General features: G+C 56.5%; 31 protein-coding genes. 14 read left to right on the top strand and 17 right to left on the bottom strand.

Translation table 11 applies throughout. The features are described from left to right. Positions 1 to 118 precede the first annotated feature (118 nt). Both RBA40_RS30355 and RBA40_RS30350 read right to left on the bottom strand, forming a co-directional pair. Positions 119 to 406: a type II toxin-antitoxin system RelE/ParE family toxin gene (locus RBA40_RS30355; protein ID WP_166898595.1), complete on the bottom strand. Its 288-nt coding sequence runs from the start codon at positions 404 to 406 to the stop codon at positions 119 to 121. 9 nt (positions 407 to 415) lie between these two features. After that, positions 416 to 844, bottom strand: a complete 429-nt coding sequence (locus RBA40_RS30350; RefSeq protein ID WP_054264820.1) for an antitoxin PaaA2 family protein — start codon at positions 842 to 844, stop codon at positions 416 to 418. A gap of 1503 nt (positions 845 to 2347) precedes the next feature. Between RBA40_RS30350 and RBA40_RS30345 the strand changes: the two genes are divergently transcribed. The 3 genes from RBA40_RS30345 (at position 2348) to RBA40_RS30335 (ending at position 5191) form a co-directional block, all read left to right on the top strand. Continuing rightward, positions 2348 to 2815 carry a hypothetical protein gene (locus RBA40_RS30345; RefSeq protein WP_306652355.1) on the top strand — a complete coding sequence of 156 codons (468 nt, stop codon included), beginning with the start codon at positions 2348 to 2350 and terminating at the stop codon, positions 2813 to 2815. 219 nt (positions 2816 to 3034) lie between these two features. Further along, complete coding sequence (locus RBA40_RS30340) at positions 3035 to 4006, top strand: DNA-binding protein (RefSeq protein WP_306652354.1); 972 nt, start codon at positions 3035 to 3037, stop codon at positions 4004 to 4006. A 228-nt stretch (positions 4007 to 4234) separates the two neighbouring features. Continuing rightward, entirely contained in the window at positions 4235 to 5191 is a 957-nt protein-coding gene (locus tag RBA40_RS30335; RefSeq protein WP_306652352.1) for a tyrosine-type recombinase/integrase, read from the top strand. A gap of 51 nt (positions 5192 to 5242) precedes the next feature. Here the strand turns inward: RBA40_RS30335 and RBA40_RS30330 are convergent, their stop codons facing one another. The 7 genes from RBA40_RS30330 to RBA40_RS30300 all read right to left on the bottom strand — a co-directional run bounded on the left by RBA40_RS30330 (position 5243) and on the right by RBA40_RS30300 (position 10538). Then, positions 5243 to 5995 carry a hypothetical protein gene (locus tag RBA40_RS30330; RefSeq protein ID WP_306627771.1) on the bottom strand — a complete coding sequence of 251 codons (753 nt, stop codon included), beginning with the start codon at positions 5993 to 5995 and terminating at the stop codon, positions 5243 to 5245. 447 nt (positions 5996 to 6442) lie between these two features. Further along, a complete protein-coding gene (locus RBA40_RS30325) occupies positions 6443 to 7510 on the bottom strand; it encodes a ParB/RepB/Spo0J family partition protein (protein ID WP_167093070.1) in 1068 nt (355 codons plus the stop codon). A gap of 2 nt (positions 7511 to 7512) precedes the next feature. After that, the gene (locus RBA40_RS30320; protein WP_167093072.1) at positions 7513 to 8721 is read right to left on the bottom strand and encodes a ParA family protein; all 1209 of its coding nucleotides are present in this window, start codon (positions 8719 to 8721) and stop codon (positions 7513 to 7515) included. Positions 8722 to 8856: 135 nt separating this feature from the next. Continuing rightward, positions 8857 to 9228, bottom strand: a complete 372-nt coding sequence (locus RBA40_RS30315; RefSeq protein WP_306627770.1) for a hypothetical protein — start codon at positions 9226 to 9228, stop codon at positions 8857 to 8859. 85 nt (positions 9229 to 9313) lie between these two features. Then, positions 9314 to 9796: a hypothetical protein gene (locus RBA40_RS30310; protein WP_306652350.1), complete on the bottom strand. Its 483-nt coding sequence runs from the start codon at positions 9794 to 9796 to the stop codon at positions 9314 to 9316. Continuing rightward, the gene (locus RBA40_RS30305) at positions 9759 to 10073 is read right to left on the bottom strand and encodes a hypothetical protein (RefSeq protein ID WP_306652349.1); all 315 of its coding nucleotides are present in this window, start codon (positions 10071 to 10073) and stop codon (positions 9759 to 9761) included. Before RBA40_RS30305 ends, RBA40_RS30310 begins: the two co-directional genes overlap by 38 nt. A 279-nt stretch (positions 10074 to 10352) precedes the next feature. Then, positions 10353 to 10538 (bottom strand): hypothetical protein, encoded by a 186-nt coding sequence (locus tag RBA40_RS30300; RefSeq protein WP_099883110.1) that lies wholly within the window; start codon positions 10536 to 10538, stop codon positions 10353 to 10355. A gap of 201 nt (positions 10539 to 10739) precedes the next feature. Here RBA40_RS30300 and RBA40_RS30295 point away from each other — a divergent pair, with 201 nt between their 5' ends. Next, positions 10740 to 11741, top strand: coding sequence for a response regulator (locus RBA40_RS30295; protein WP_306652348.1), 1002 nt, complete (start codon positions 10740 to 10742; stop codon positions 11739 to 11741). Here RBA40_RS30295 and RBA40_RS30290 read toward each other — a convergent pair whose 3' ends face one another. From RBA40_RS30290 to RBA40_RS30280, 3 genes are all read right to left on the bottom strand, one after another. Then, positions 11742 to 12878 (bottom strand): DUF4902 domain-containing protein, encoded by a 1137-nt coding sequence (locus tag RBA40_RS30290; protein WP_306652346.1) that lies wholly within the window; start codon positions 12876 to 12878, stop codon positions 11742 to 11744. 415 nt (positions 12879 to 13293) lie between these two features. Next, complete coding sequence (locus tag RBA40_RS30285) at positions 13294 to 13467, bottom strand: hypothetical protein (protein ID WP_306627765.1); 174 nt, start codon at positions 13465 to 13467, stop codon at positions 13294 to 13296. Between the two features lie 24 nt (positions 13468 to 13491). Beyond that, positions 13492 to 13938, bottom strand: coding sequence for a helix-turn-helix domain-containing protein (locus RBA40_RS30280; RefSeq protein WP_306627824.1), 447 nt, complete (start codon positions 13936 to 13938; stop codon positions 13492 to 13494). Between the two features lie 252 nt (positions 13939 to 14190). On the opposite strand from RBA40_RS30280, the gene RBA40_RS30275 reads away from it, so the two are divergent. From RBA40_RS30275 to RBA40_RS30240, 8 genes are all read left to right on the top strand, one after another. Next, positions 14191 to 14502 (top strand): hypothetical protein, encoded by a 312-nt coding sequence (locus RBA40_RS30275; protein WP_306652344.1) that lies wholly within the window; start codon positions 14191 to 14193, stop codon positions 14500 to 14502. A gap of 118 nt (positions 14503 to 14620) precedes the next feature. After that, positions 14621 to 14923, top strand: a complete 303-nt coding sequence (locus RBA40_RS30270) for a hypothetical protein (RefSeq protein ID WP_306652342.1) — start codon at positions 14621 to 14623, stop codon at positions 14921 to 14923. Positions 14924 to 15242: 319 nt separating this feature from the next. Further along, positions 15243 to 15626, top strand: coding sequence for a helix-turn-helix domain-containing protein (locus RBA40_RS30265; RefSeq protein WP_306652341.1), 384 nt, complete (start codon positions 15243 to 15245; stop codon positions 15624 to 15626). Positions 15627 to 15685: 59 nt separating this feature from the next. Beyond that, positions 15686 to 16207, top strand: a complete 522-nt coding sequence (locus tag RBA40_RS30260) for a hypothetical protein (protein ID WP_306652340.1) — start codon at positions 15686 to 15688, stop codon at positions 16205 to 16207. Beyond that, positions 16204 to 16482: a helix-turn-helix domain-containing protein gene (locus tag RBA40_RS30255; protein ID WP_306628636.1), complete on the top strand. Its 279-nt coding sequence runs from the start codon at positions 16204 to 16206 to the stop codon at positions 16480 to 16482. The genes RBA40_RS30260 and RBA40_RS30255 overlap by 4 nt, the downstream gene beginning before the upstream one ends. 89 nt (positions 16483 to 16571) lie before the next feature. Further along, positions 16572 to 16835: a hypothetical protein gene (locus tag RBA40_RS30250; RefSeq protein WP_306652339.1), complete on the top strand. Its 264-nt coding sequence runs from the start codon at positions 16572 to 16574 to the stop codon at positions 16833 to 16835. Beyond that, positions 16835 to 17395: a hypothetical protein gene (locus tag RBA40_RS30245; protein WP_306652337.1), complete on the top strand. Its 561-nt coding sequence runs from the start codon at positions 16835 to 16837 to the stop codon at positions 17393 to 17395. Before RBA40_RS30250 ends, RBA40_RS30245 begins: the two co-directional genes overlap by 1 nt. Continuing rightward, a complete protein-coding gene (locus RBA40_RS30240; RefSeq protein ID WP_306652335.1) occupies positions 17382 to 17735 on the top strand; it encodes a hypothetical protein in 354 nt (117 codons plus the stop codon). The genes RBA40_RS30245 and RBA40_RS30240 overlap by 14 nt, the downstream gene beginning before the upstream one ends. A gap of 165 nt (positions 17736 to 17900) precedes the next feature. On the opposite strand, the gene RBA40_RS30235 is transcribed toward RBA40_RS30240, so the two are convergent. From RBA40_RS30235 to RBA40_RS30215, 5 genes are all read right to left on the bottom strand, one after another. After that, positions 17901 to 18368, bottom strand: coding sequence for a hypothetical protein (locus RBA40_RS30235; protein ID WP_306652334.1), 468 nt, complete (start codon positions 18366 to 18368; stop codon positions 17901 to 17903). A gap of 1242 nt (positions 18369 to 19610) precedes the next feature. Further along, the gene (locus RBA40_RS30230) at positions 19611 to 20117 is read right to left on the bottom strand and encodes an SMI1/KNR4 family protein (protein WP_306652332.1); all 507 of its coding nucleotides are present in this window, start codon (positions 20115 to 20117) and stop codon (positions 19611 to 19613) included. A gap of 104 nt (positions 20118 to 20221) precedes the next feature. Beyond that, positions 20222 to 20539, bottom strand: a complete 318-nt coding sequence (locus tag RBA40_RS30225) for an H-NS histone family protein (RefSeq protein ID WP_306652330.1) — start codon at positions 20537 to 20539, stop codon at positions 20222 to 20224. Between the two features lie 83 nt (positions 20540 to 20622). Further along, complete coding sequence (locus tag RBA40_RS30220) at positions 20623 to 21048, bottom strand: DUF4265 domain-containing protein (RefSeq protein ID WP_306652328.1); 426 nt, start codon at positions 21046 to 21048, stop codon at positions 20623 to 20625. 109 nt (positions 21049 to 21157) lie between these two features. Beyond that, positions 21158 to 21571, bottom strand: a complete 414-nt coding sequence (locus RBA40_RS30215; RefSeq protein WP_306652327.1) for a hypothetical protein — start codon at positions 21569 to 21571, stop codon at positions 21158 to 21160. Between the two features lie 475 nt (positions 21572 to 22046). Between RBA40_RS30215 and RBA40_RS30210 the strand changes: the two genes are divergently transcribed. Further along, complete coding sequence (locus RBA40_RS30210; protein WP_233294975.1) at positions 22047 to 22346, top strand: hypothetical protein; 300 nt, start codon at positions 22047 to 22049, stop codon at positions 22344 to 22346. 11 nt (positions 22347 to 22357) lie between these two features. Further along, positions 22358 to 23422, top strand: a complete 1065-nt coding sequence (locus tag RBA40_RS30205; protein ID WP_306652325.1) for a tyrosine-type recombinase/integrase — start codon at positions 22358 to 22360, stop codon at positions 23420 to 23422. The last annotated feature ends 1383 nt before the right edge of the window (positions 23423 to 24805 follow it).

Genomic DNA, 24805 nt, shown 5'->3' with positions numbered 1-24805 from the left:
TAGTTGGCAGTAATACAATATAAAAATGCAATATTTGTTGCTTTTCAGAGTTGAAATTGAATGGATTTTTACTCCTGAGGGAGAATAGGGAAAACGGAAAAACGGTCAAAATATTCCGCTAAGCGGATGCCGGTGGCCACTGCTGCGCCGTGTGTTTTACGCGCAGGATCTCGACCTTCTTGGCCAGCACGCGGTAGATCACGATATAGCTTTCATGGGCCACCAGCTCGTGGGTGCCGCGCTTGCGGCCGGCGCGGCCGAGGTTCGGATGCGCAGCGAGGGGCGTCACCTTGCCCTCGATGAGGTCAATCATTTTCTCCGCACTGGCGGGGCTGTCCCTGGCGATATGAAGGCCGATTTTGATGAGGTCATTGATCGCTTGTTTTTTCCAGTGGATGAGGTGCACGCGCTCTCCTTACGCCAGTTTGATTGCTGCGCGCACCTGGCGCATCGCTTCGTCGTGCGGGGTAGTTGGGCTGGTGTCGTCGAGCGCTTCCTGGACCTCGGCCTTAAGCCACTTCGTATAGGCGGCCGCAGCGTGCGCATCTTTCATCGCGGCGGCGCGGTCCGGGCGCCTGGTGGCGGTGATGCTGCGCGGGTCGTAGTTCACGGCATCGACGTCGAAACGTGCGATGCCGACGCCTTTCAGGTATTCCACGAGCGTTTCCAGCTTGCGGAAGATCCGGACCTGCTGGCTGCGCTGGGCTGCCAGGGCACGCTCGGTCATGCCGTATTTGACCAGAATGCCCCAGCCGCCGGCCTGGCCGACCGCGTGGGCGCTGCGCACAACGCCGGCCTCGGCCAGCTTGATGAGGGTGGTGTGGTCGATGGTGTCGGTGGTCATGCATTTCTCCCAGGTTTCGCGGAACATCCAATCATTGAATTATCCGCAAATTATAGAAGATTGCAAGCTGAGATATGGATGGCCGCGCCGTTAACTGGACATAACGCTGCTTGCGCGAACCTGGCGCGCACAAGCGGGGGGAAGCGGTCTTAGCGGATAATTATTTCTGAGTCCTATGTATTTCCTAATTGCGTTGTCGAAGCCACAATATGAATATACAAATGGTCTTCTGGTCAACAAGCACATATATTACTGCGTATAAACACAGTATCTGGGCGCGTTGACCGTAATTCCCTCTTCCTCCATCGCGAAGAGTTGCATCCAGATCTTTAGCGTGCCTCCCAGGGCGCGCGGCAACACGATACGCCCATACAGGGTACGACGCACTGTCCAAGGTTCTGCCGCATTGCGAAAGTTGGCGAGCAATCAGGCAACTGCGCCCAAACCTATGACGAATTGACATACTCAACTTCAACTCGTTCCGCTCTGCTGCCTCGGTGCTCGCCGGCATTGAGTGGATGGATATGATTCGCAAGCGTCGATTTCGGGGCCAGGGCGCCGATGCCATGTCGCTCCCCGACCAATTTTTTACGTTGGCAGGGATGATCCGTGCCGTTTGAGAGGCACAGTCCCCTTCCAGGAAAATTCCATCGTTCGTTTAACAACGCGACAGAATCCCTCATCGCTCAGCGACACGACCACGGCGTGGCCGATGCGTTTTTGAATCCTAACTGGACGTTGCTAGCGCCAAGTCGATTTGCCGTTGCGCTTCGTCAATCACGGCAGAGTTTGCCTCTTCGGAAGTGAGGAAAGTCTTGCCGGCGAAGTGCACGACTGCTGGGGGATGGTTAATTAATCGTAGAGTCAAACCGGACTGGCAAAGCAAAGTGAGAATACCGAGTGCAGTGTAGCGAGTCGGTCGCCCGTCGATTTTAAGCGGCTCGCAGTGTACTGAAATTGACCAATTTTTATAGGTTTCCAAGCGTTCTGATTGCATCGCTGCGTCCTGGCAGGTGGTATCAATTTATGATCGCCGTAAGAAAAAGATAGGTCTTGATCGATATCAAACTTTTGGTGGGAAATGATAGTAAGCGTCCACGGTTCTGTCGCGTTGTTGGGGAGACCGGCCCATGTTCTCGGCACGCAAGGTACATCGTCAGATACGGCGCACGGCCCATGCGGAAAACCCTGCCGCTCTGCACCAGAGCTCGACTTGCTCGGTACTGGGCGCGGAGGAAGAGTGCAGGTAAAAGCTGATTTTATAGGTATCATAAAACCAACTGCCGCTCGGAACGGGTACGTGTTGAAGGTGGATGTATGACAGGTTGCTGAGATCGACCATTGTTGTGAACGTTTCTAGCGCAGTTCGGTTTCCGACTATAAATATTTGATATGCAGAATACATAAAAAAATAACCACAAGCAAAAAAGCAATTTTAATACCCGATGAAGATGTTGTGCGCACCCTATCCTATGTGCATTTTTTCTCTTAATAAATATTATTATGAAAGAAATATTTTTGCGTAAAAATAATCAAATCGTCGGGGCTGACGCCGGCAACCCACCGGGGTCTGTCTCTGAAGGTATGTTATTCGCCCGGCGATTAAATAGTGCTGCTTTCGCTGCGGGGATCCACACTTCCGCCACCCAATTTGCGCGAGGATTTAACCTGCGTTCTGATGGCCTAACTGTGACCACACACGGCGCACGTAAGTGGCTTCGCGGAGATTCGATACCTACCCAAGGTCGTATCCAGATACTTGCGGACTGGACTGGAGTAAGCGCAGCCTGGCTCCGATTTGGTGAAGGTGACCGTTATGCAGGTGCTCCAACCGTGCTGGACTGTAAAGCCCGGGATGCTCAGTCAGTGGTGTTGGTGAGGGATTTTCTTCGCCTTCCAAAGGAAAGTCAGGCGGTTGTGCGAGGATTGATTGACGTTCTTCTTCAGGCGGCGATCTCCGCTCAAAAGTAGAGCGGAGCGCGCTTCATGGCTGCACTATATTGTCTAGTCGGAACATTTTTTTGACGAACGCGTGATTACGGCCCTAATCACGGGTTGGTCAACCACCCCATATTTCGAGCAAACCGCGCTACACTTGCTGCTCAAGAAAGGTATAAGGGGCGCTTGTTCTTCGTTGATTCATATCATATCATTCGTATCATATCGTATCATTACAATGGAGAACAATCGATGGGTAGAGAAGCGAGCATCACACTGGCCCAGGTAGCCGCCATCGCGGACGCAATGGTTGCGGTCGGAAGCACCCCGGCCTTGCGCACTGTGCGCGAGCGACTGGGAAACATGGGGAGCCTGGGCACCATCAGCAAGCTGTTGCAGCAATGGCGCGCTGATCGGGAAAAAAAGATCGCCAGCGCATTGACCTTGCCGGCGGGCGTGCAGCGCGCCATCCTGGAATTTATGGCACAGGAACTGTCCAGCGCGAAAGCGGCGCTGGAAACGGAACTGGCCGAACAACAGCAAGAAGCGGCCGATCTCGCCACCGAGAATGAGCGCCAGGCTGCCGAGATCGAGAACCAGGTCGACGCGCTGACAGCGCTCCAGGTAGAACTGGCTACCGTGCAGGGCAAAGCCGGTCAATTGGAACTCGACTGGCAGGCCGGCCAGGTCGAAATGGATCGCGAGCGCAAGGCGGCCGAGTCGGCGCGAACCGAACTGGCCAAGGCCCAGTTGCGCCTTGAGGCGATGCCGCGGCTGGAAGCGGATCTCGGCGCGGCGCGCGAGGAACTGGCCGTCGAACGCACGGCCCGCGTGGCGGCCGAGCAAGCGGCAGCCGTCACAGTGGCCAAGTTCGATGCAAGCGAGCGTCGCGCCGGCGAGATCGCGGCGCGCGAGCTGGCAGCCGTTGCCCACATTGCTGAACTGGAGCGGATGGCGCAGCAAGCGGCGCGCGAGCTGGCATCGGCCAACATGGCTGTACAGGCCAGCCAGGCGCGGTTGGAAAGCGCAGCACGCGAGCTGGAGCAGGCGCGCGCGCTGGTGACCACCGCCCGCAATGAGTCCAAGCGCGCCAGCGAGGAAGCGGCCGAGCTGCGCGGCCAGATGCGTGCCGATACGCTCGCCGCTCAGGATGGCGCCAAGCGCACCAGCGAGAACCGCGAACCTGGCGAGCCTCCCGCCAAAACCCCGCCGTCCAAAAAGTAAGCACCTATGTCGATCCCCCTGCCCAACCCCGCGCAGGGGGGTAACATTGAATCTGTTTTACCGGTGCCAGCGCCCCATCGGCCGCTCGCCGCCGGCGGCGCACCTCCCCTCCCCTCCGGGTCCCTGACCCGCGCCATCAATGACGAAGAGCTGATTGCGCTTTGGCTACGCCGGCCGAATCTGTCGCCGCGTACCGTACGCAACTGCCGCAAGGAGGCCGATCGGTTTTTGTTCTGGATACGCGTTCACGGCAAGCAGCTTGCCGACGTGCGCTACGAAGACCTGCTGGCCTTCGCCGCGTTCATCACCGATCCGCAGCCGGCCGACCAGTGGATCGCCACGACGCGCTTCGCACGCGCCGACCCGCGCTGGCGACCCTTTTGCGGCCCACTCGCCGACGTCTCCCAGCTGCAGGCGCTGACCGTCATCAAGAGCCTGTTCCGCTGGGCTTGCACCGCCGAGTATTTGCAGGCGAACCCGGCCCAGCTGCTTACCGGCATGCGCGCGGTCGGCAGCGAAGCCATCGAGCGCCACCTGCCCCCGACCGCAATCTCTCTGCTGCTCGAAGCGGCCGACGTCCTGCAGGACGCTACGCCAGGCGCCGCCTTGCGGCGCGCCCGCGCGCGCTTCCTGGTGCAGGCCTACTACCTCACGGCCGTGCGCCTGAATGAACTGATCGGCGCGGACATGCGCAGTATCCGGCGCGACGACAGCGGGGCATGGTGGCTGCATGTCCTGGGTAAGGGTAGTAGGCGCGGAAAAGTCCCTGTCCCCCCATCCTTGCTCGCCGAATTCCGCCAGTACCGGCAAGCGTTCGGCCTGGCCGCGCTGCCGGCGCCAGGCGAGACGATATCGCTCGTGCTGGCGAGCCGCGGCCCCCAGCGCGGTGTCAGCCATTACGCCGTCGCCGCCGCCCTCAAGGCCGTGATCAGCCGCGCGCACGCCCTTGCCCTGGACGCCGGCATGCCCGAGATCGCCGTTCGCCTGGCGCGCGCGTCGACGCACTGGCTGCGGCATTCCTCGCTGACACACCAGGCCAACGGTGGCGTGCCGCTCAAGACCGTTCAGCATAATGCCCGCCACGCCTCGATCAAGACCACCGGGCGGTATCTCCACAAGGACGATGTCGAGCGCCATGCCGAAACGGTTGCTGCGATGACGATCCATCCTTCGTCCCGGAATTAATCGGAGATCATGGTCGCGAGCTGGGCTGTGACGTCTGGGCTGCGACATGAATCATTCGATCACCTCCACCAAATTGCCATTCGCAATTCCCTTGTATAGCCCCTGCATCTGCGTCCCAGCATACAGCTCGCAATTTCCATTACGGCTAACTTCGGCAGTGCCATCGAAGAAGCGCACGCGGATACCATTGCTGACGTGGTAGTAGCGCTTGAAGCGGCAATGCGCGGCGATTGCTGCGAGTGCCTTGGCAGGATCAGTGTCGCCATTGCGGCGCTCCTGGGCGGCCTTGCCTGCGTAATCGACCTTCTTCGGGTTCACCAGCATGGCATGCAAGTAGCGATAGCACCTGGCTGCATTGGTGCCGATTTTTTCGAGGTATGGCTTGGCGAGGAGGTACACGTCTTCGAGCTTGTAGTCGGCACGCCGGGCGACGCCCAGCAGCTTGCAAACGCCTGTTGCGCTGATACCAGTTTCTTCCGGAATTTTGGTGACGGTCGGTGGTAAGGTTGGGGGTTGCCCTTCTCGATTTTTGATCGAGATCTCCTGTAGATCTTTTTTTAAACTAAGATCAACGTATATAGCACCGTCGGACATTTCTGTCTCCTGGGCTAAAGCTGGGGCCGGTTTGCTCTTGGTCGGCAAATCGATCAGCTCGCACAAGCCCGGCGTGAAGACATAGCGCTTCGACTCGAACACCCCGTATTCCGACCGGCCTTCCGTCGCCGGAAGGACCCACTCGAATTCACGGAACGTGCGCATGGCACGCTGAACCGTTTTGTAGCTGACGCCAGCCTCATCGGCCATCTTGTCTACTCGCGCGCGAATGATCGCGGTTCCGTTAGTCGCCGAGGATCGCGTAACAAGTGTTTTGAGTACCGCCAGGGTTGCTCTCGTCAACGCTCTGAACACTGGATGGGTTTCGACCCTGACCAGAGCGCACTGGACTGTAGTAGGAAGGTGAAGGTAGGGCCTGACAATGTCATCTAGGGTTTTTGGGTGCACGATCTCTCCTAAGCTGCCTAAAAGGGAAGCAAAAGTGTTTGACGAGTCACACCAAGGGGACTAAGATGGAGTTCTTGACGCATCACCCGTACCCTTTAGCATGATTCAATGGTCTAAAAGTAAAAAACCCCGGCTGGCAGGCTGGGGTTTTTTCATTAGAGCTTACGTTTTCATACGCTCAGCTCCGGTGAGGCTGGAATTATAAGAATCTTATAATTACTAAGTGATTGATTTATAAGGATTTTCAATTTATGCGCCTGTCATAAGTTCATCAACTGATTTCGCCTGCTCTTGAAGCCATAGACGCAGGCGCTCCTCGAAGATCTCAATATCCATTCCTGGAATTTTGCATGAAACGGTCACGGAGCGCGGGTCGCGTTTGGTCGTGAACACTGGGCGGCCATTGCTCGTGATAGTGCGCCGGTCATCTTCCTTATGCTCTGCGCTCTGTTTGATGGATTGACGTACCCAACCCTTAAGGGCGTTTTGCTGCATTCCCTCGCCCAGTCGGGCAACGCCACGAATAATCGTATCAATGTGCGTAGGATGTTCTTTGATAAGAGCTTTGACGACTTTTGCACACTCGTATCCCATCAGCCGAGGTTTTGAATCCAATAATGAAATAATTTCGGGAGGCAGGTCAAGCATGCCCAGGCAAGCAGAAACAACAGGTTGCTTTGCTGCAAAAAAAGCTGCACAGGCGGTCTGATTAGCAACTATTCCTTTGGAGATAGCCCGGTCATACATTTTTGCCAACTCATAGGCGGAAAGATGCACATTACCGACAACCAAAAGCATTGCCTCAACTTCTGCTTCAATATCGTTGCGTACCTCAATAATTGCATCAATTTCTTCCCAGCCCAATGTCCGTGCAGCTCGAACTCGCCGATGACCGCTAATGAGTTCAAAGCGATCTCCCACCCGACGAACCTTGATAGGATCTGCCTGATGGGCGGCTGCCATAGTCTTTGCCAGTTCGTCAATTTCCTCTGGATCAATTTCGAGTCGAGGTTGGTACGGACTGTCGTCGATTAGGGGTAGTGGAATACGTGTAATCGTATAGGAGCCTTGATTAGCTGCTGCTAGCTTTGCTTGTAAATCTGCAATTACAAGCTCGTACTTTTGCGCTTCCAAGCGAAAAGCGCCTAATTGACCAGGCATAGACATAGAGCGTCGTGAGCCAGATGTAGCATCGCTATCCACGGTTGACAGCGAACTGTTTGCGGTGCCGAGAACCTCATGGGCCTCACTAGGAGAGGCGACCCGCTGGATGGCAGCTGTCTTTCCAGCAAGCCGTTGTTGTAACTTACTTGCCATTTTCAATCTCCATTTTCCATTGAGCGCCGATGCCAAGCGTTCTGAATATCGCTCTCGACCTCGTCCACAACAGCGTCAAAGGATTCCAAGGCGCGATTGAAAGTTTTCACGCTGCCTTCGTAGCTCGACAGGTCATACACGGTTTTGAACTCTGCCGATGCATTCATAACAATATCAGTTTCGATAATTTCTGCCGTTGCAAGAAGTTCATGATAGGTCTGTTTGATCCAAGCCTTAACAACAGGCGTTGTCGCGGCCGACTGCTTGACTTTAGACAATACAATCTTGATAAACTCAAACTCTTTTTCAATCGACTTGCTATCGTTCAATTGTTCAAACAAGTCAGCGAATTGGCGGAAAAACTGCGTGGAAGATGCGTAATCAAGTGTCTCTGGAGGGAGCGGAACAATTAATCCATCAGTTGCCATGAACGACCCGATGGCCAGGTAAGACAGTGTTGGCGGGGTGTCGATCATGATAAAGTCATACTTGTGCCGCAGCGGCTCAAGTGCGTTGTCAAGGACTTTCCAGAACTCGAATTTCGGGTCCGCAGCCTGTTTATTAGGCAGGAAATAATCGGCGCCGAATAGAGCAGGGCACGAGGGGATGAGATCTAGGCCTGGCCAGTAGCTTGCGATCGGAGCATATTCAAGGCTAAGTTCATCGCCATACACTACGGGCATTACGGTCATATCCTCCGTAATTTCTGCGTCCGGCACGTATCCCATAAGCGTAGTAGCGCTCGCTTGCGGATCGAGGTCGATCAGTAAGCCTCTATAGCCGCGCAACGTTAATCCTTGCGCAATAGCGACTGTTTGAGTAGTCTTGCCTACGCCGCCTTTGAAATTTCCAACAGCGCATGCAATAGCCTTCATCCCAGGAGGCTTTCCCTTGAACGCGCCATTAGCCCGTACGAAGTCTTGCGCTTCGGCGACGGTAAACATCCGGCTACGCTTCGTGCCGCTTAGAGTCCCGGTCGGGTAGGTACCTTTATCGCCCCGCGTACAGAGGTAATTAAGTTGGGTGCGGTCAATTTGGCAGAGTTTGGCTAACCGACTGCTCGAAATTTCAGGCGCCATTTTTCTCGGCCACGGCTCGAGCAGGTCATCGCGAAGGTTTGTCAAAGTCACTTGCGCGCGGTCAGCGATCTCCACCAAGCCCCGAATGTTGATCCGCGACTTAACGGGCGGCAGCGGCTTCAGAGCAGTCATTCAGGTATCCTAAGTTGATTTTTCTAAGGATTCGCCAGATTTCTAAGAAACGTCGAAAATCTGGCGAATCGCGTACTGATCGAATACTAGCGCAACTTAGGGTGATTTGGAAGTTAACTGATGAATTTTGCTAAGTTAATGATCTCGTAAGACGTGATATGCCGCCTGGAGATCGTGTCGGGCACGGGCAAAGGCGGAGCGCCGTGTGGCAGGGTGTTGGTCAATCGCGGTCCGTAGATCTGTGTACCATTCATCGGTACCCAACATTCGGTAGGCTGGTTCGCCGGCGTCGCGGCCGGTGACGAACCCGGAACTGCCGCTCAGCGCAGCGAGTCGTGCAGTATCTTCGCCGGTCTGCGTCGTCACTGCAGCCACCGCCTCCGCAAAAGCGATCACGTCCCGTTTTGAAAAGCTGTAGATCGCCTTGGCCTTCGACGTCGCGTGCGCGTTGGCCAGATCGAGGATTGCCACCGGCGTCAACGGGCACCGCGTCGACTTGGCCGTCATGCCGGCAGCTCGGCCGATGCCACGCCAACTGCATCTCGCTTCGCCACCCCTTCGTTCAAGAGCTGGTCGACGGCATCGAGCCAGGTTAGGCCCCGCCAAATTCGCGGATGATCGCCCGCGTCCCCTTGGTGCGCACCACCAGGTGCGGCTTGTTCGCGCTGTCGGCCGGCGTCCATAGCACCGACATTGCCCACTCAAGGCGTTCCGCGGTCCGCCGCTGCGCATGGAGGACGATCCGGATTTGATCGAGCGCGGTAAGCGGGTTGAATTCCATCTGCGGTCCGATGCCAGCTGTGGCGGCGATGCGATCGCAAATCAGCTCCAGATAATGTTCGGCGGTCGTTTTCCCGATGTCGGCCAGCTTGCCGCGTATGCTGGCGATGCACGCCTCGGCCTGCGCTTCATCGATCCCGTTCGAAGATGCGATGGCTTCGACCAGAATGCTGGCCGCGCTGTCCATTATGGTCTGTTGGATCGCGACGCGTTCACTTAGCGTGGCGATGTGGTCGGCGGCTACGTCAGCGGTCGGGTCATTGGCGAGGCGCAGTCGCGTGATCAAGTCGTTCATGTCGTGGTGTGTAAAGGTCGAGATAGTTGGCGATGGTGGTGGCGAGATCCTTGCGGTAGCCGCCCAGGATGAGGGCGGTTATTGCATAGCCGTCGTTGCCGACAATGGCAAGCAGCTCGCGCAGGATCTGTGTGCCATCAGGAAAATTCGCGCACGCCACACAATGGGCGGCGTGGCGGCATGCGGGTGTAGTTTTCAGATGCGCGGTCTGGTAGAGCGGGCCACGGTTGGAGGCCAGGTTCAGCGCCGTGACGCGTGTGGTGATTCGTGCGGACAAAGCCTTTACGCTGGCGTGTCGTCAGAGGGCAATGGCGTAATAATGGCTGTTGGATCGATGGCTTTGTAGGCCGCCATCAGCGATGCGGGCACGGTGCCGTCCTTGTTCGGCGTCGCGTACAGGAAAACAGTGCCCCGTTCGGCGTAAGCGGGATGACGAACGCGGCGATAGCGCAGATGTCGTGTTCCTTCAATAACTGTTCAATGCGTCCCCACAGTGAATCGATTTCATTCTGGAATACTTTTTGGACACCCCGATAGTTGGTTGACATGTGGGGCCTTACTGGGACAGCTCGGCGCGGCAGCCGAGAGGGGCGGGCGAGGAGTGCGCGACGTTGAGATAGACGACTGCGCAGACGAGCACGACCAGGGCCGCGATGTAATGACGTTTCACGGATGGTTCCATTGGCTGGGCGCACGGCAGCAGGAAGAAATCCGGTGTGCGATTGTTGTTGAGTTCTTTCATAGGGCTCCGGGGTGCGCTTTGAGGGAAATGGCGCCGGCACGTCGCCAGCAGTTGCAACATAATATTGCAGTTTAGCGAATTTGTTGTAATTTTTTATTTCATCAAAAATGTGAGAATTGGTGATAAATGCTTTTATCCAACATTGGCCTTTTTTGTAACTTCATTCCGCTATATACTGAAAAGCCGCCCGAGGAGACATGCATGCCAGTCCAGTTGCCGCTTTACCGTCACCCGACAATGACGGTTGTGATTGACGATGATCGTTCTTCAGTGGCCGTACTGGATTTCCAACTCGAACAAAGCCTGGCGAAGACCGCCTTCAATCGGGCTCGCGCGGCGCTCCATTGGGTGTCGGATATTTTCAGCAGGGTGGACCCAGGTGGACTCCAACTGTTGGGCTTTGAAGATGAGTGCGGTGAAGGGGGCACGACCGCCGAAAGCGACCTGGAGCGGATCTATCACTTTGTCGGCGATCCCCAGCGTTTTTCGCTGCCCACCGTCGTGGTAATCGATTACGCGATGCCGGACATGGATGGGCTGGAGTTTTGCGAGGCGGCCGCCGATCTGCCCTGTAAGAAAATCATGTTCACTGCGCGCGCCGACGCGAGCTTTGCCGTGGCGGCCTTTAATCGTGGCCTCATCCATCGGTTTATCCGCAAGCAGGAGTCCGACGCGCTCGATCAGCTGGAGGCGGCCATCGACGCCCTGCAGAACACCTACTTCCTCGATCAGTCACGCAGCCAGGCCGGCCAGCTGGACGCCCACGAGTTTGGATTTTTGCGCGACCCGGCTGCGGCCGCCATGGTCAAGGGCCTGTGCGACCGCTACGGATTCGTTGAATACTATCTTTTTACTAATCCCCACGGCTTTCTGTTCTTTGACGCAGAGGGAGCGCCCACGCTGGTGCCGATGATGAACGCCAAAAGCCTTGAATGGCACGCCGATATCGCTGCAGAGGAGGGTGCGCCAGCGGAGCTGTTGGCCGCGCTGCGTGAGCGCCGCGTAGTGCCGTTTTTCCATACTGGCGACGGATGCTGGTCCTCCGATCTGCCAGGCGACCCGCTGAAATACTGCAAGCCACCGCAGGTCACGCGGGGCAGGGAAGCCTACTACTGGGCAATGTTCGATCTGCCCGACCACTATCGCAAGCGCGAACCGTATTCGCACGCCAGGTTCCTGCGCGAGCACGTCGACCGCGCCTGATTACCGTGTAACGGGAAGCATGCCGTGCAGCTTGGCCTTGTTGATCGCATCGATGCTGGACTTGGCTTTCAATTCGACCTTGAACGACTTGATATGCCGGTCCAATGCAGACAGGCTCATCCTCATGCGGTCGGCGATCTCCTTGCGCTGCAGGCCATCGTGCATGTGAAGCAAAATCGTCCTCTCGATATCCGATAGGACCGCTCCCGCGGCTGCTTGGACGGCTGCGGGCGTCCGCAGCTGGTGCCGCATCATGCTGTGCGCGAACCGGGCGATTTCAACCAGACTGGGCTCGATCAAGCGTAGCTCCCTTTCCGTGACAGCTTCTCCCTTGCGTGACAGGACCAGCGTGGCCAGGCCGTCGTCGGACGTCATCAGCCAGCCGTGCTCGATGCCTTGTTCGATAGCTGCGGTCCAGAACGCCGGATCTTCGGCGTGCCATTGCGCGGCGTGCCAGGTATGGGCGCCGCGCTGCATGTGCAGGCGTGGATCGCGCATCGCTAGTTCTTCCGTTGCATACACCTGGCGCCAGGCCGGCCGGTGATTTTCTTCAAGCACGTAGATGTTGACATCTTCCTTGCAGCGGGCGTAGGCGAGGGCCTGGTCGAAGGAAAACTTCTGCCTGGCAAGCTTGGCGATCTGCGCGAACTGGTCCGCCGGCGGGAGGCAGGCCAGCTCGCGTGCGGTCTTTCTGCCCCAAGTCGCGGTTCCATCCCGGTGAAGGGGCCGCATGGCGATGGGTACGGGACGCAACGCGGCACGCATGGACGGCAACTGCGGATCGTTGCGCACGTCCTGCGCCTCCAGGTTGAGCTTCACATAGGGTTGCCAGTCAAGCCGGCGTCGAAGGCGGCGCATCAGCATGCGGTAGAACGTGGGCCGGGACAGATCTTGTTTGAAGGGAGTGACAAGAATGATGTTTGTGCTTACGCCCTGCGCCGGCACGACAAAATCGTCGCGTACCTCATCGAAATACCAGTGAAAACGGACCCACACTTCGGAATCAAGTTGGCCGCGCCATTCGCTGAAGCCGGCGACCTTGGCGGGAACGATGCGCCGGATCTCGCGTAGCAAGGTGTCGTCAGCCTGTATGAGCGTGGCAAGGTGCGCGACCGCGCGCAGCTGGGCCGTGGTCATTCTCACTTCGGGAAACGGGGTGCTACAAGCCATTTAATTCCGCATTGCAATAAGCGGTGGCAAGTGTAGCGCAGATTGTTAATCTTAGCTATTGGGCAAAGTTGAGGGCCGCGTCTGAGGGCCTGGCAGCTTCGGCAGGCGCTACTTCACCCAGGCCGCCCCTTCTCCGCAGTGAGCGATACCAGTTTTTCGGCAATAAAAATTGCACAAATGCAACATTGAACAGCCACATAATTTGATGTATTGCTCAACTTGCAGCTGATAGTTTACTGTCAAACGTAAATTATTGCTTCGGCGAAAGGTGATAGTAAACTTCGGTTGCCATGAGCCCTACGCTCTGGCAAAGTGTCACTACAGTTTCCATGTTGTAACATTATTGTTAACAGATCAATACCATGTCCACTCAAAGCGCCGCTCAATTGAATCTACCAGTACCAGAAGTGCCCATCGAAAATACCTCGTCGAACCAGGCGCGCAACGTCTTGATAGGTTTGTTCGACTCCACCTCGACCGCGTCAAAAGCGTATCTGTTGAATGTCGCGCGTTCGCTCGCCATCGCAGATACCATCGCCGCCTTGTCGGCGACCATGCCACTCCGGAACGGCAATTGCGGCTAGTCCGAAGCCGCACCTTTCGGGGGTAACTTTTCTGAGGACAGTTTCTCGGCATGCGTCGATGAGATCATCATCTGGTGTTGGCCTTGCTCCGTCGACTCGCGAAAGTTTGTCAGCAGCTTGGCTTCGAGCGGCTTGACGTACATCAGAATAAGGGAATCTTCGGTCGGTGGTGGGCGTACCGTAGGCGTGCCGAATTTCAGGTATTCCGGGGTCACATTAAGGAATTCTGCCGCCAAGTCTAAGGCCCTGTCTCGCGGGAACTGGGTGCCTGTGAGCCACTTGCTGACTGCTTGCGGGACCACCTGCGCGTATCGCGCAAGCTCCGACGCGTTGCCGCCATTTTTTCGCTGCAACGCCTCCCGAAGGCGCTGGGTGCGATCAGGGGCGTCTTTTTGCACATCTGTCATTTTTATATTTTTACCAAAATAATTTTTTAAAATCACTAAATGCAATAATTCATTGTAAAAACCTGCGAAAAACTGTAATATTTTGTTAAATATTTATTGGTGGCAATAATGTTTGAGGTACAGAAAACTGAAACTGACATCGCGGCGCAGTTGTATAGCACGCGGTCCGCACGCGCCAGGCTTATTGCACGTGGCGGCCCAGCTTGACACGGATCTTTTCGACCCTCTCATTCTTGCCTACGGCCGGTACTTTATCAATTTTTTACCCATGCAGCATAGGATTTCTCCATGCCTAACAGCCCCGCCATGGATACGGCCCCGTCCGATGCCGAGTTTAGCAAGAGCGAACTGGCCGACTTGGCCCAAGTATCCCCGGAAATTGCCGACCAGTCACGCAAGAATTTTACGACAATCTTGAATTTTATCAATAAAGCAACGGCTACCGCTATTGCAGACCGACTGGGTATGCACGAATCGTCCATTTCTCGTGCGAAATCGGGCGGGCAGCTCAATTACTGCGCGCGTTTGCTCGCAGCGGCCGGGCTCAAGGTCGTGCCCGTTGACGCCATTGTCTACCTGCAGCCGGACGAGTACCGATGAAAACCTAGTCCCCCGCAGTTGACCTCCTAATCGAGTCCGCTGGCATGAAGTGCGCAAGTCTGCATTTTTAGCGGACGGCGTTGTGCCGCCCCTACTGTTTGTCCGCGTGACTGGAAACATGATCTCCAATAAAGAAGACCGAATGAATGCATTTCAACACTTTGCGGCGCAGCACGCCGCGTTGCACGCCAGGCATGTGATTGATGAACCTGCGCGGCGCGCAGGACGGCGCCCGCCCAGCGACATCGAGCGCAAGACATTTGAGCACGTACGCGCGCATGGCGGCCGTACTGTGGCCCAGATCGCCAACGCACTCGGCGTCAAAACGCCCGAGCTGTATGCGCCCCTGCAGCGCTTGAAAATACTTGGCCATATCAAGCCAAACGGCACGAGCGGTGCCATTACCTGGAAAGCGGCGTGATGTGGGCGGTCGGAAGTCGGATCGGCTCCGACATGTTTAGCGAACGGACGCGGGCTTCCAAGCCTGGGCCGGTGCTCAGGCCAAAGAAATGCGCTTGCGGGAAGAACGTGTTCGCCAAGCAGCTGGCCCAGTACGGCAAATGCGTCCACTGCGTCCGTGCAACCCAGGCGGGCCGTAGCGCCGAATGACATCCGATGAGTGAACCCAGCCTTCCTTGCGGCACTCGCCGCCAGCGTCGCCCAGCAGAGACTGCGTGGCCAACACCGTATCGAACATATGACGGGCGGCGCGCCGTTCTGATGCAGCACATAGGATTCAAATGAGTATTAGTTTAATGACAGCAGCATGGAAGTCGCCGTTGCCGTCGGGGCAAAAGTTCGTGTTGATCGCGTTGTGCGACAACGCCAATGACCAGGGCGAGTGTTATCCGTCGATCACGACGATAGCGTACAAATGCAGCATGGGCGAGCGTACCGTTCAGGGCCACATCACGGGCTTGGAAGCGCTCGGCATCGTACGACGCGAAATGCGGCGTGGCCGCAGCACGATTTATCACATCTATTCGGCCCATTTCGGCACCCCCGCAGAATCCGCACCCCCGCAGAATCCGCACCCCCGCAGAATCCGCACCCCACCCCCGCAAAATCTGCACCCCCACCCCCGCAGATTCTGCCAAAAACCCCCGCAGATCTCGCACCCATAACCATCAGTAAACCATCAATTGAATCATCAGTTAACCGGAACACGGCAACCGGTACCCGTTTGCCCAAAGATTTTGCACTTCCGAAATCATGGGGTGACTGGGCGCTGGCGAAGTTTCCGGATTGGACCCAAGACCATGTCCGCGAGGTGGCTGCGACGTTCCGGGACCACTGGGTGCCGATGGCAGGTTCCCGTGGCGTCAAGCTCGAATGGGAAGGCCCGTGGCGCAACTGGTGCCGCAATGCCCGAGGCCCGGAACGTGCGACTGGCGCTCGGGCCAGCCAGGCTTGGTGGGCGTCGGACGCCAGCGTCGCGGCCGAAGCTGAGCGGCTGGGACTGCAGCCGGCGCAAGCTGGCGAGTCCGCCCTGGCGTTCAAGGGCCGGGTGCAAGCTGCGATCGACAACGGCGGAGTCCCGCCGGCACAACCGCGCCAGAGCCGCGTGGGAATCGTCGATCCGACCGAGGTGTCTCCCCGCGCCAAAAAAGGAATGCCGGCCGGTGCCGTGGCCGGCATGAAAGCAATTTTGAAAGCATCACGAGCACGAAAAAACCAACCTATCACCGATGAGGACGACGTATGAGCACCACTACCACCACCACCGAGAGAAAATTCGTGACGATCGACGTCAACAACCCGGCCTACAACGTCGGCATGCTGCTCGACGCTGTCATGGCGAAGCTCGGCGTCAAGAACGACGCCGCCCTGTCGCGCGAACTGGGCGTCTCCCCGACGAACGTGAGCAATATCCGGAACGTCAAGGTCGCGCTGAGCGCGGCGATGATGATCCGCATCCACGACGTAGCGGACATGTCGATCACCACGATCCGCAGCTTCCTCGTCGGCCCGACCAGGTGAGTTGCGATTTTTGCGTGGCGCTGTGGGGGCGCTTTAATGCCCACCGGGAATGCTGTCAAATCCGCCTTTTGGCGGGAGCCCCACAGCACGTGCGCCAAGTCGCTTACGACCAGGTCAGGAGGGAGGACGGCGAACCAGCGTTGGCCGGAGTCAAGGCGAAACTGCGTGCGGAAGTGCAGCGTCAGCGTGAGCTGGCCTACACGCAAATAGAAAACCATCTCAACCAGGAGGCCGCCATAGGGCGGGCGGCCGCAACAGCACTGCTTACGAAAATGAAAGCCGAGAAGATGAACGTAGCACCGCGAGAGCGCGCGAATGTGCGCCGGCAGGGTTCTTTGCTGGAGCACGCATAATGGCCGGCAAACACGGATCGCCGAAGCGTCGCGTCAAGGCATATCGCGAGAAGAAGTGTGCCGTCGGCGGCGGCCTGCAGGTGATCGCTGCCGGCGTATCCCGGCATGACGTGCGCATGATGAATGCGCTGCCGATCGAGGGGGAAGAGGCGACCCTCATCTGCGTAAAATATTGGCGTGCGTTCGAGGATATCAAGCTGGGCGATGCAACCGCGACGTCGTATGTCTATCTCTGCACGGCCATGAACATTACGCTCTGTCTTGCCGAAACGGGCATTGGCGAAGAGTACGTTCCGGAAATGATACCGGCCCTGGAGGCGATGGCCCGGGCGGCGGAACGGGGCGCGAGGACCGGCCAGTACCGGCTCGACGGGCCGGGCATGGACGCGGTGAGCAATGCGCTGGCGATTCACGAGGCGCAGTGCGCCGTTGCGACCCGCGAAGACCTGTTCGCCGCCGAAACGATGATCGCCGCGCGGATCGCCGCCGGCCAGGTCCACCAGACACCGGCCAAAACCCACCGGCGAGCGCCTGCAGGAGCTAGGTATGAAATTTCCTGAGAAAAATTCACGCAGCGAGCAGATCCTGACAGCGTTCCTCAAGGGGCCAATGACGATCTATCGGGGCGCCGAGGTGCATGGGGATTTCGTCACGCGCAAGCTCCCGGCCGGCATCGACCACTGCAAGATGGTCGAGCTTTACTGCGATCTGGTCGAACGCGGCTGTCTGATTCGCGAGGGGATCAAATACAAACTAACGACACGCGCCCGGCACCAGCTCGAAAAGGAGAGCGCACCGGAAGCGCCGCGCTCTATCGTCCCGCCGCGCGTGCGCAACTTCTTCGCTAAGCCTTTGTTCCTTGGCTATTCGCCGGCGTTTCCATGGCGCCGCGCGCTTTAAGGGCCGAGCACAGAATTCGAAAAATAGTACGTTAAGGTGACAGCAGCGCCGTCCGACCGTCCGCTTACGCCCCAAAGCGGACGGTCATAATTCTGCAAATCAGCCGTTTAACGCCCAAATTAAGCTGAGCCGCGAAAACGCTTCGGCTTGAATGAATTGTTAGCCTCAGCGAACGCGCCGGAAGTACTCGCGCGTGTGCATGTCGGGCGTTTCAGGAACAGTGCTGCCGGTATAAACCCAGGCCAGATCCGGCGCTTCGAAATTGAATGTGGTGGCCACATCGTCCTCGCCAAAGGACCGCTTTGCTGACCAAACGATCATTGCAGAGCTGCAGAAAAGAACCTTATAGAGCTTCTTCTCTTCAAAGCCGGCAAAGGGACGCATCTCGCCTGAGACTGGAACTCGTGTTTCCGGCATGATCACGTACAAATTGCCGTTCGTAAACGTGAGTGTCATTTTGCCTAGCAGTGCATTCAGGAAGGCGTCAGTCTTTGGTTCGATCTTTGATTTGTCCCGTATAAAATCCATCGACATGCTTTTGTCGGACTTCCAGGTGCCGGTCAGATCTCTGTCGCAAGCGCGAGCTTGGCAGAGTTGGAAGATGCTCAGAACTAACGCGAGAAGGTATTTCATGAGGGATAACGTGTTCCAAAGAAGTGGGAAAAATAGTACGCCAATGTGACAATAGTATCTGTAGTGGCTCGCGTTTCAAAATGGCCGTGCTCGCATTCAATGAATTTTCCGGATCGAATTAACTGCAAATGACGGTATGGCCGGGCTCACGGTATCTCCAAACGTGCTTGCAATCGACCGCGCCAGCTCGCATTCGACTGCCGCGTGCTCGTGCTAACTGCAAATGAAACGCACGCGTTGACAGGCTGCTTCCGCCCCAAAGCGGACATGGACCAGAAGGAGAAACGTCCTCAACGTTAACGCTCAGCCGCGCCGTCAGGCGTTCAGCGCCGAACTCAAACGCACCAGCGGCAGCGGCTTCTACGATCCGATCTGGCCCATGCACGTGAGCGGAGTGCCGCCCGAAAATTACACAACGAACTGTGACGCATTCGACAGTCCGACTCAACGGAAATGCTAGCTCGCCACTTCAGACTTACAAACACTAAGGTAGCGATGGATGTAGGCGTTGCGAGGCAGACATGCGATTTTAGTAAGCGCTACAAGAGATAGGACAACAACCGGGAATCGATATGGAAATCGTGGAGCGAAAAAAAAGAAGATCGCGTACAGAACAACCATTCCGGCAAAGGGAGACCATACCTGCCAATGCTTTGCCAGAAGGGGAATAATTGGTCGGAGCAGTTCTGCCTGTTGCTCTTTCGACAAACCATGCAGTGCAGGGATTTGGTTTTGAGTCCAGAAAATATTCATGTGAGCTAACGAATAGGGTATATCGGCGGCTCCGGTACAGCCCGAACAGTCCGGCGGCAAGGCAGCCGCCCATAAACCTTTGTTGAACTGAACCGCCACGGACGGTCGAGATCGAGATTGTAAGCCGAAAAGCGAGTTTCTTTGAGGAAATCTGCAAGGAGCATCTTCGCATGATGCGCGAGTGCATGCAATTGCGAGGCGTGGCTGGCCCAATCCGCATCCTATTATGCATTTCACTGCGGCTAAAATCCCGCGCATCGCGGGGAAATCTGTTGAGTACGAGCGGCCGCTTCTGGCCGACAACTGCCGATTGTACTCGACGGCTGCGGTACGGTCCGATCTCGGCAGCTGTCGCCCCATTGCTGTCCTTGAGCTTTCGCCAGAACGGCCGCTCCACGAGCTACATTTGCACCGCGCATGCCCTTTACATGACTTTAGGAAAACGCATGGTCCAGCTTCCGTTGAATCGAAAATCTTCCGCCGCAGGTTTCACAGGAAGTCTTCGATGTTGGTGAGGTCGGAAAGCAATTGCTGCAATGAATGCGCGATGGTTGGGGAGCTATCATATTCGAGGTTGCCCGAAGCAGCTGCCAAGATTGGAAACTCGCCATCGACAGGTGCTTCCCGCATGTCAAAAACATAGAAAACACCGCCTCCGTTGAGCCCGAACGGCAATGCGCCGGGCATATATACTGGGAACTGGTAGTCAACCAAGTAATCACGCAGCGTCAGAGCGTCGAAAAATGCGATCTCGCGGTTTCCGATCACGATTCCGCCTCCATTTGACTTCGTCAGAAGTGCAACATAGGAGGACGGAAGGTCGCGAATAGCTGGTCTTGATCCACGCAATGAGCCTATATCAGTCGCGCTGAGGAACTGCGACATCCTTGAGATTTCGGCATCGCTAAATTTTGCCTGGAGGGACTCGTTCATTTCAGCGACGAGCCGGAGGTCCAGCCCTGGATTGCGCTCGAAGAACGCCTGGTCATTAATCATAAAAGTAGCCGCATACCGCAGCTGTTGAGTTGCAGGTTTGAATGGCCGCTCCTGGCCGAAACCGCTCCGTGGAACTGGCGCGTATGGTGGCTGCGCCCCTTCGCTTAAATTTGTACTTCATCTAGCGACTTGCCCGTTTCGATCCACTCCTTGACCCAAGCAGGCTGGCGCCCGCGGCCGCTCCACTGTTGAGCGGCATCATTCGGGTTCTGATATTTCATCACAGAAGGGCTCGCTTTGGGGGCTTTGGGAGATTTGATGGCGACAAGTTGCGCGGCAGATATGCCGGCATTGCGGGCGATATGTAGGATCTGCTCCCTCGCCTGACTGACACTAAGGAAATGACGCTTTTTCAGTTCTTCAATTAATTGAACTTCCAGCGCCTGAAGCTGGGAAATCGAGTATTTAGAAAAATCTTGCATGTTGGTCCTTGCGAGAATAGTTGAGCTCAGCAGCATTGTATATTGGTACTTCCGCTACCACCCAAAGCGGCGGACGCGAGGGATCAATGCCTCCACACAGGGAAGGCCATCGCAAAACCAAGGTCCTGGAGCATGTCCATCATCACATTGACTGCATCACTGTCAATCGATTCAGGGACATCAATTGCGTAATGTTTAAACTGAGCGAAAATTTCGATACCGAGGCCAAGATTTATCAGCTCAACTTTGTATGGCTCAAGTTCCAGACCTTCTTGCTCCATAATCCATACCAGCGAATGCCCTGATACTTCTATGGTGGCAAACTCAAAGATGCATCCGTTAACTTCATCGGGTTCGGCAGAGAATCTATCGCCGAGAGCGAGGCCTTTGATAAAAAAGGGAGCGTTTTGGAGTTCGTAAATCGAGCCTGACTTTTCACACCAAACGTGTTCAGTTGCCACTGGTGGCCATCCATCCTGAATGTCTAACGCAAAAGATATTTTTTCCATTTGCCCTCCTGAGTGACTTGCTACCCGATGATGAACGACTGTTTTTGGCCTACTCCTGCCGGTCGACAACGGCCGAGATCCAACTAGAGCGACGAATTGGTGTGCGGCGCTATGTACCACAGCCGCCGGTAATGGAAATTCGTGTGCGTGAACCATGTTGCTTTAGTTCGATATATCCTTTGTATGCGGCTGAGTCCTCGCCACGCCCTAGTTCCAAAAGGCGAAGTTCAATCGTCAAACCGGGGCTGCTGAGGACCACGTCCCAACGCTTTCCAGCAAGCTGCCGCCCCACTAGATCATCACTTTGGTAGCTCACCAACTCGAGCATTTTGCCGTCGACCTTCATCCAGAATTTTCCGGCCCAGTCGCTCGCCAGGACTATCTCGCGGGGCTTACGCTCGAACGAGCAATAGCTGCCGCTCAGGTGAAGGTGAGTGGGGTCGAAGCTAGCAATCTTGACGTCCTGTGCCAAAGCAGGCACCGTAAAGCCGATTCCTACTGCGAAAATCCACATTTTTTTCATTCATTGGCTCTTGTGGGAATGGCTGCTCGTGGCCGAAAGCGAACCGTCAGAAAAAAGTGTTGTCGACACCCTGTTCGTCCGATACGAACCGTATTTGTTGCTAAAAAGAAATGTGTGCGTAAAACCTTGCGGAACGATTGGCAATCGGAAATGGTACTTTAGACGATTTCCGTCCCCGTCCCAGGGTATTCGGCTGTAATTTTTGAGCTTATCGTACTATTTTTCCCGAATTCTGTGTCCGCCTCTTTAAGGTGAAAATCTAAGTTATTCATTAACCGGCTTTAGACTGCCCTGCAAGTTAACCACGGAGGCAGAGCGAATGAAGAATCGGGATGTAGTAGCAGAATATTGTGATGAGTGGGTGCGCTGGTGCCAGACACGCAGCTTTTACATGCGGCCGGCCAGCAGCGGGACCCTTGGGCGCCTGCAGCCGTCCAAGGTAGGAAGGGAGCCAAACGCCCGCAACCACCCTGACATGCAATATTTCAACATGGCCGTGCATACGCTGGCCGACATGAAGAAATGGAAGGGCAAGTTCCTGGCCTTCAAGGCGTATTACGTCGGCGACGCCGCGCTGGCCAAGCAGGCGGCCGCCGCGCTCGGCATCAGCGAGCGCACCTATTATTATCATGTGAAAAGCTTTGGGCAGGCCGCCTACAGCATGAGCCACAGCATCAAGAAGGCCCACGAAGCGATGGCCGCGCCGGCGCTGCCACCGGAACCGCCGCCGGCGCCGGTGCTGCACCAGCTCGGTTCGTTCATCCCCCCAGCCTGACCGGGGGCGGCATGTCCAGCACCCTGTTCAAGGTTGGCAAGTATTACCACTACCGTTTCCGGCTCGCCGGTGGCGCGCGGCGCCAGCGCACCACCCACGAGGTGAACCACAAGCGCGCACACGCGATCATGTCCAAGGCGTACGCCGATGCCGTCCTGCTCGCGAGCGGCATGCAGCTGGTCCCGACGCTGGAGGAATTGATCGAGCAATGGGAGGAACTGCGCGCGCCGATCGCCAGCAAATCGCATCGCCGCGGGATCGACGTTTTCAAGCGCCGGCACCTTCACGGGCTGGGCCAGCTGCCCATTAGCGACCTGGGCACCGAGATCATCGAGAAGGCGCGAAACGCGCACCTGGCCACGCGCAAGCCGGCCACCGCGAACCACTGGCTGCGCAAGCTCAAGCTGCTGGTGAACTGGGCCGTCAAGCGCAAGATCATCCCCAAGCTGCCGTGGGACGTGCCCATGCTGCCGGTCCAGAAAATCCCGCGCGCCACGCTGCCCACCAAGACCACCGACGACTGGCTCGCCGAGATCGACAAGGCAACCACGCGCTCGCCGTCCGTCGCCATCGCTGTGCGTCTAATGTACGGCCTGGGCCTGCGCGAGTCGGAAGCGGCCAGCGCCTGTTGGGAGTGGATCGACTGGGAGCGGCGAACCTTCACGCCCGGCATTACCAAGGGGAAGGAGGCGGTCCCAGTGCCGATGCCGCGCTGGCTGGTTGTGTACCTGGCGCCCCAACGACGACCGCCGGGCCTCATCGCGCCAGGTAAGCAGGGCAGGGCGCTGCCGGATGGATTCGCCCGATACGCGATGCGCCGCGCCAACGCCGCCACCTCCCTGACTGGGATCACGCCCCACCGCCTGCGCGGCACCTGCGCCACCCTCATGTCGGAAGAAGGCACGCCCATTCAGACCATTCAGGCCATCATGCGCCACAAGGACCCGAAGACCACGATGGGCTATCTGGAAGTGAACATGGACGTGGCCAGCCGTGCGCAGGACCGGATCGAGGACAAGATTTACGGTGGGCGGAAAATGGGCGATGCGCGTCCAACCGGCCCTAGCGGTGCTTGACTCTCGTGACAACACCTAATCCTCAGTGACAATTCCGGTGGCTTGATTGCTTCTGGGATATATCGACCGTTCGGCGTCCGGTTGCGCAGGCTGAACAGTGCCGAAATGCAACCAAGTTGGCGCCATCGGCCGGAATGTTCCACGGGTGCGGGATTCGTCAATCCGCTGGGCGAGAAGGGCTAAAATTCTTAAAAAAATCAAGGGGTTACCCGCGCATCCCCGGGCCGTGTCGAGCAGCTGCCGGACCGGCTCGGGAGCAGGCGATTTTGTTAAAATTGGGACCTATTGAGGGGGCCCAAAAGTTACACAAAATCAGGTTACAAGAAAAGTTACACAGCAAAAAATTGTGTAACCTAGGTACGTTATCGTGGCGGCTGGGTTCGAAGCGCTACGCCAGACATGGGAAACCACCGACAGGTCGAGCGAGCGTTCTACTCGCCCCCGAGCGCGTGCCTGGGTTAATGCTCGCCGCAAAGTTCGCTCGACATCAGCAACCCCACGCGATGGCATATCTGGTGACCGGTAGCGATGCAGTAGTTCGACGGCGCGCACCAGATCGTCTTATGCTGCTCGTCCTAACATAGCGGCATACAAGGCCCATAATGTCCTCCGCGGTTAATTTACGGTGTTAGACACCCGTGGGCGGAAAACGTTGTCCAGGCAGTTCTCCGAAGACTGAGGCTAAGCCTTGTGCGCCAGTGGGTTTGAGCGTATTCTCTAATTGAGTGACTCTGAATACAATGCAAACCAACTGCGGATAAGATGGCAAAAGCTCCCTATATCGACGATCATCGATTGGAGCACATGCTCAAGGTTGCAGCTGTTAGCGGCGAACTCCCAGTACGCACGCAATGTAGCGTTGCTTACGTGTGTTTACGGCACCGCCATGATGCTGAGGACGAGCTTGCTGGCCGAGCTCGACGGCGCCCAGCTGCTACAAGCACAACAAAACGCTAGCAAATAATAACAAGAAAAATCGTGAGCATATTTAAACAACATGGGGTTGATGGACAGATCACTACCACTAGCCTCCCAAGTGGTGACATGGCCGTCAACGCGCCGTTCTCCGGTCCGCTGGAGAACTTGATGTTTACGGTATGCCGTGAGCGTGGGTACCGCAACCGTCAGGGTGGCTGGATCGTCAAGAGTTCCCATGTAGCGGCAGCGAAAGCAATTTTTTCGTCGGCTTGCCTCATAGTTGCTGCATGAAGGAAAAATTATGTTTAACATTTCAGAGCAAAACCAAAAAATCTTTGACTCTTTCGGTCGTCAAGCCACCGAGGTCATCGGAATATATAGTGCTGTCCACATACAGGGGCGAATTTGAAGCAACGCTCAATGAATCTCAAGAAGTGGACGCACGGCTCGTATCCTTCGGAAATA

The organism is Massilia pseudoviolaceinigra, from assembly GCF_030846505.1.
GTDB lineage: Bacteria > Pseudomonadota > Gammaproteobacteria > Burkholderiales > Burkholderiaceae_D > Telluria_A > Telluria_A violaceinigra.
This window is presented reverse-complemented; position numbering and strand designations above follow the sequence as displayed.

Coding starts and splice junctions, on each gene's coding strand:
- RBA40_RS30350 (WP_054264820.1), bottom strand. CDS start 844: ATGACCACCGACACCATCGACCACACCACCCTCATCAAGCTGGCCGAG.
- RBA40_RS30345 (WP_306652355.1), top strand. CDS start 2,348: ATGAAAGAAATATTTTTGCGTAAAAATAATCAAATCGTCGGGGCTGAC.
- RBA40_RS30340 (WP_306652354.1), top strand. CDS start 3,035: ATGGGTAGAGAAGCGAGCATCACACTGGCCCAGGTAGCCGCCATCGCG.
- RBA40_RS30330 (WP_306627771.1), bottom strand. CDS start 5,995: ATGGCCGATGAGGCTGGCGTCAGCTACAAAACGGTTCAGCGTGCCATG.
- RBA40_RS30325 (WP_167093070.1), bottom strand. CDS start 7,510: ATGGCAAGTAAGTTACAACAACGGCTTGCTGGAAAGACAGCTGCCATC.
- RBA40_RS30320 (WP_167093072.1), bottom strand. CDS start 8,721: ATGACTGCTCTGAAGCCGCTGCCGCCCGTTAAGTCGCGGATCAACATT.
- RBA40_RS30315 (WP_306627770.1), bottom strand. CDS start 9,228: ATGACGGCCAAGTCGACGCGGTGCCCGTTGACGCCGGTGGCAATCCTC.
- RBA40_RS30310 (WP_306652350.1), bottom strand. CDS start 9,796: ATGAACGACTTGATCACGCGACTGCGCCTCGCCAATGACCCGACCGCT.
- RBA40_RS30300 (WP_099883110.1), bottom strand. CDS start 10,538: ATGAAAGAACTCAACAACAATCGCACACCGGATTTCTTCCTGCTGCCG.
- RBA40_RS30295 (WP_306652348.1), top strand. CDS start 10,740: ATGCCAGTCCAGTTGCCGCTTTACCGTCACCCGACAATGACGGTTGTG.
- RBA40_RS30290 (WP_306652346.1), bottom strand. CDS start 12,878: ATGACCACGGCCCAGCTGCGCGCGGTCGCGCACCTTGCCACGCTCATA.
- RBA40_RS30285 (WP_306627765.1), bottom strand. CDS start 13,467: ATGGTCGCCGACAAGGCGGCGATGGTATCTGCGATGGCGAGCGAACGC.
- RBA40_RS30275 (WP_306652344.1), top strand. CDS start 14,191: ATGCCTAACAGCCCCGCCATGGATACGGCCCCGTCCGATGCCGAGTTT.
- RBA40_RS30270 (WP_306652342.1), top strand. CDS start 14,621: ATGATCTCCAATAAAGAAGACCGAATGAATGCATTTCAACACTTTGCG.
- RBA40_RS30265 (WP_306652341.1), top strand. CDS start 15,243: ATGAGTATTAGTTTAATGACAGCAGCATGGAAGTCGCCGTTGCCGTCG.
- RBA40_RS30255 (WP_306628636.1), top strand. CDS start 16,204: ATGAGCACCACTACCACCACCACCGAGAGAAAATTCGTGACGATCGAC.
- RBA40_RS30245 (WP_306652337.1), top strand. CDS start 16,835: ATGGCCGGCAAACACGGATCGCCGAAGCGTCGCGTCAAGGCATATCGC.
- RBA40_RS30240 (WP_306652335.1), top strand. CDS start 17,382: ATGAAATTTCCTGAGAAAAATTCACGCAGCGAGCAGATCCTGACAGCG.
- RBA40_RS30235 (WP_306652334.1), bottom strand. CDS start 18,368: ATGAAATACCTTCTCGCGTTAGTTCTGAGCATCTTCCAACTCTGCCAA.
- RBA40_RS30230 (WP_306652332.1), bottom strand. CDS start 20,117: ATGATTAATGACCAGGCGTTCTTCGAGCGCAATCCAGGGCTGGACCTC.
- RBA40_RS30225 (WP_306652330.1), bottom strand. CDS start 20,539: ATGCAAGATTTTTCTAAATACTCGATTTCCCAGCTTCAGGCGCTGGAA.
- RBA40_RS30220 (WP_306652328.1), bottom strand. CDS start 21,048: ATGGAAAAAATATCTTTTGCGTTAGACATTCAGGATGGATGGCCACCA.
- RBA40_RS30215 (WP_306652327.1), bottom strand. CDS start 21,571: ATGAAAAAAATGTGGATTTTCGCAGTAGGAATCGGCTTTACGGTGCCT.
- RBA40_RS30210 (WP_233294975.1), top strand. CDS start 22,047: ATGCAATATTTCAACATGGCCGTGCATACGCTGGCCGACATGAAGAAA.
- RBA40_RS30205 (WP_306652325.1), top strand. CDS start 22,358: ATGTCCAGCACCCTGTTCAAGGTTGGCAAGTATTACCACTACCGTTTC.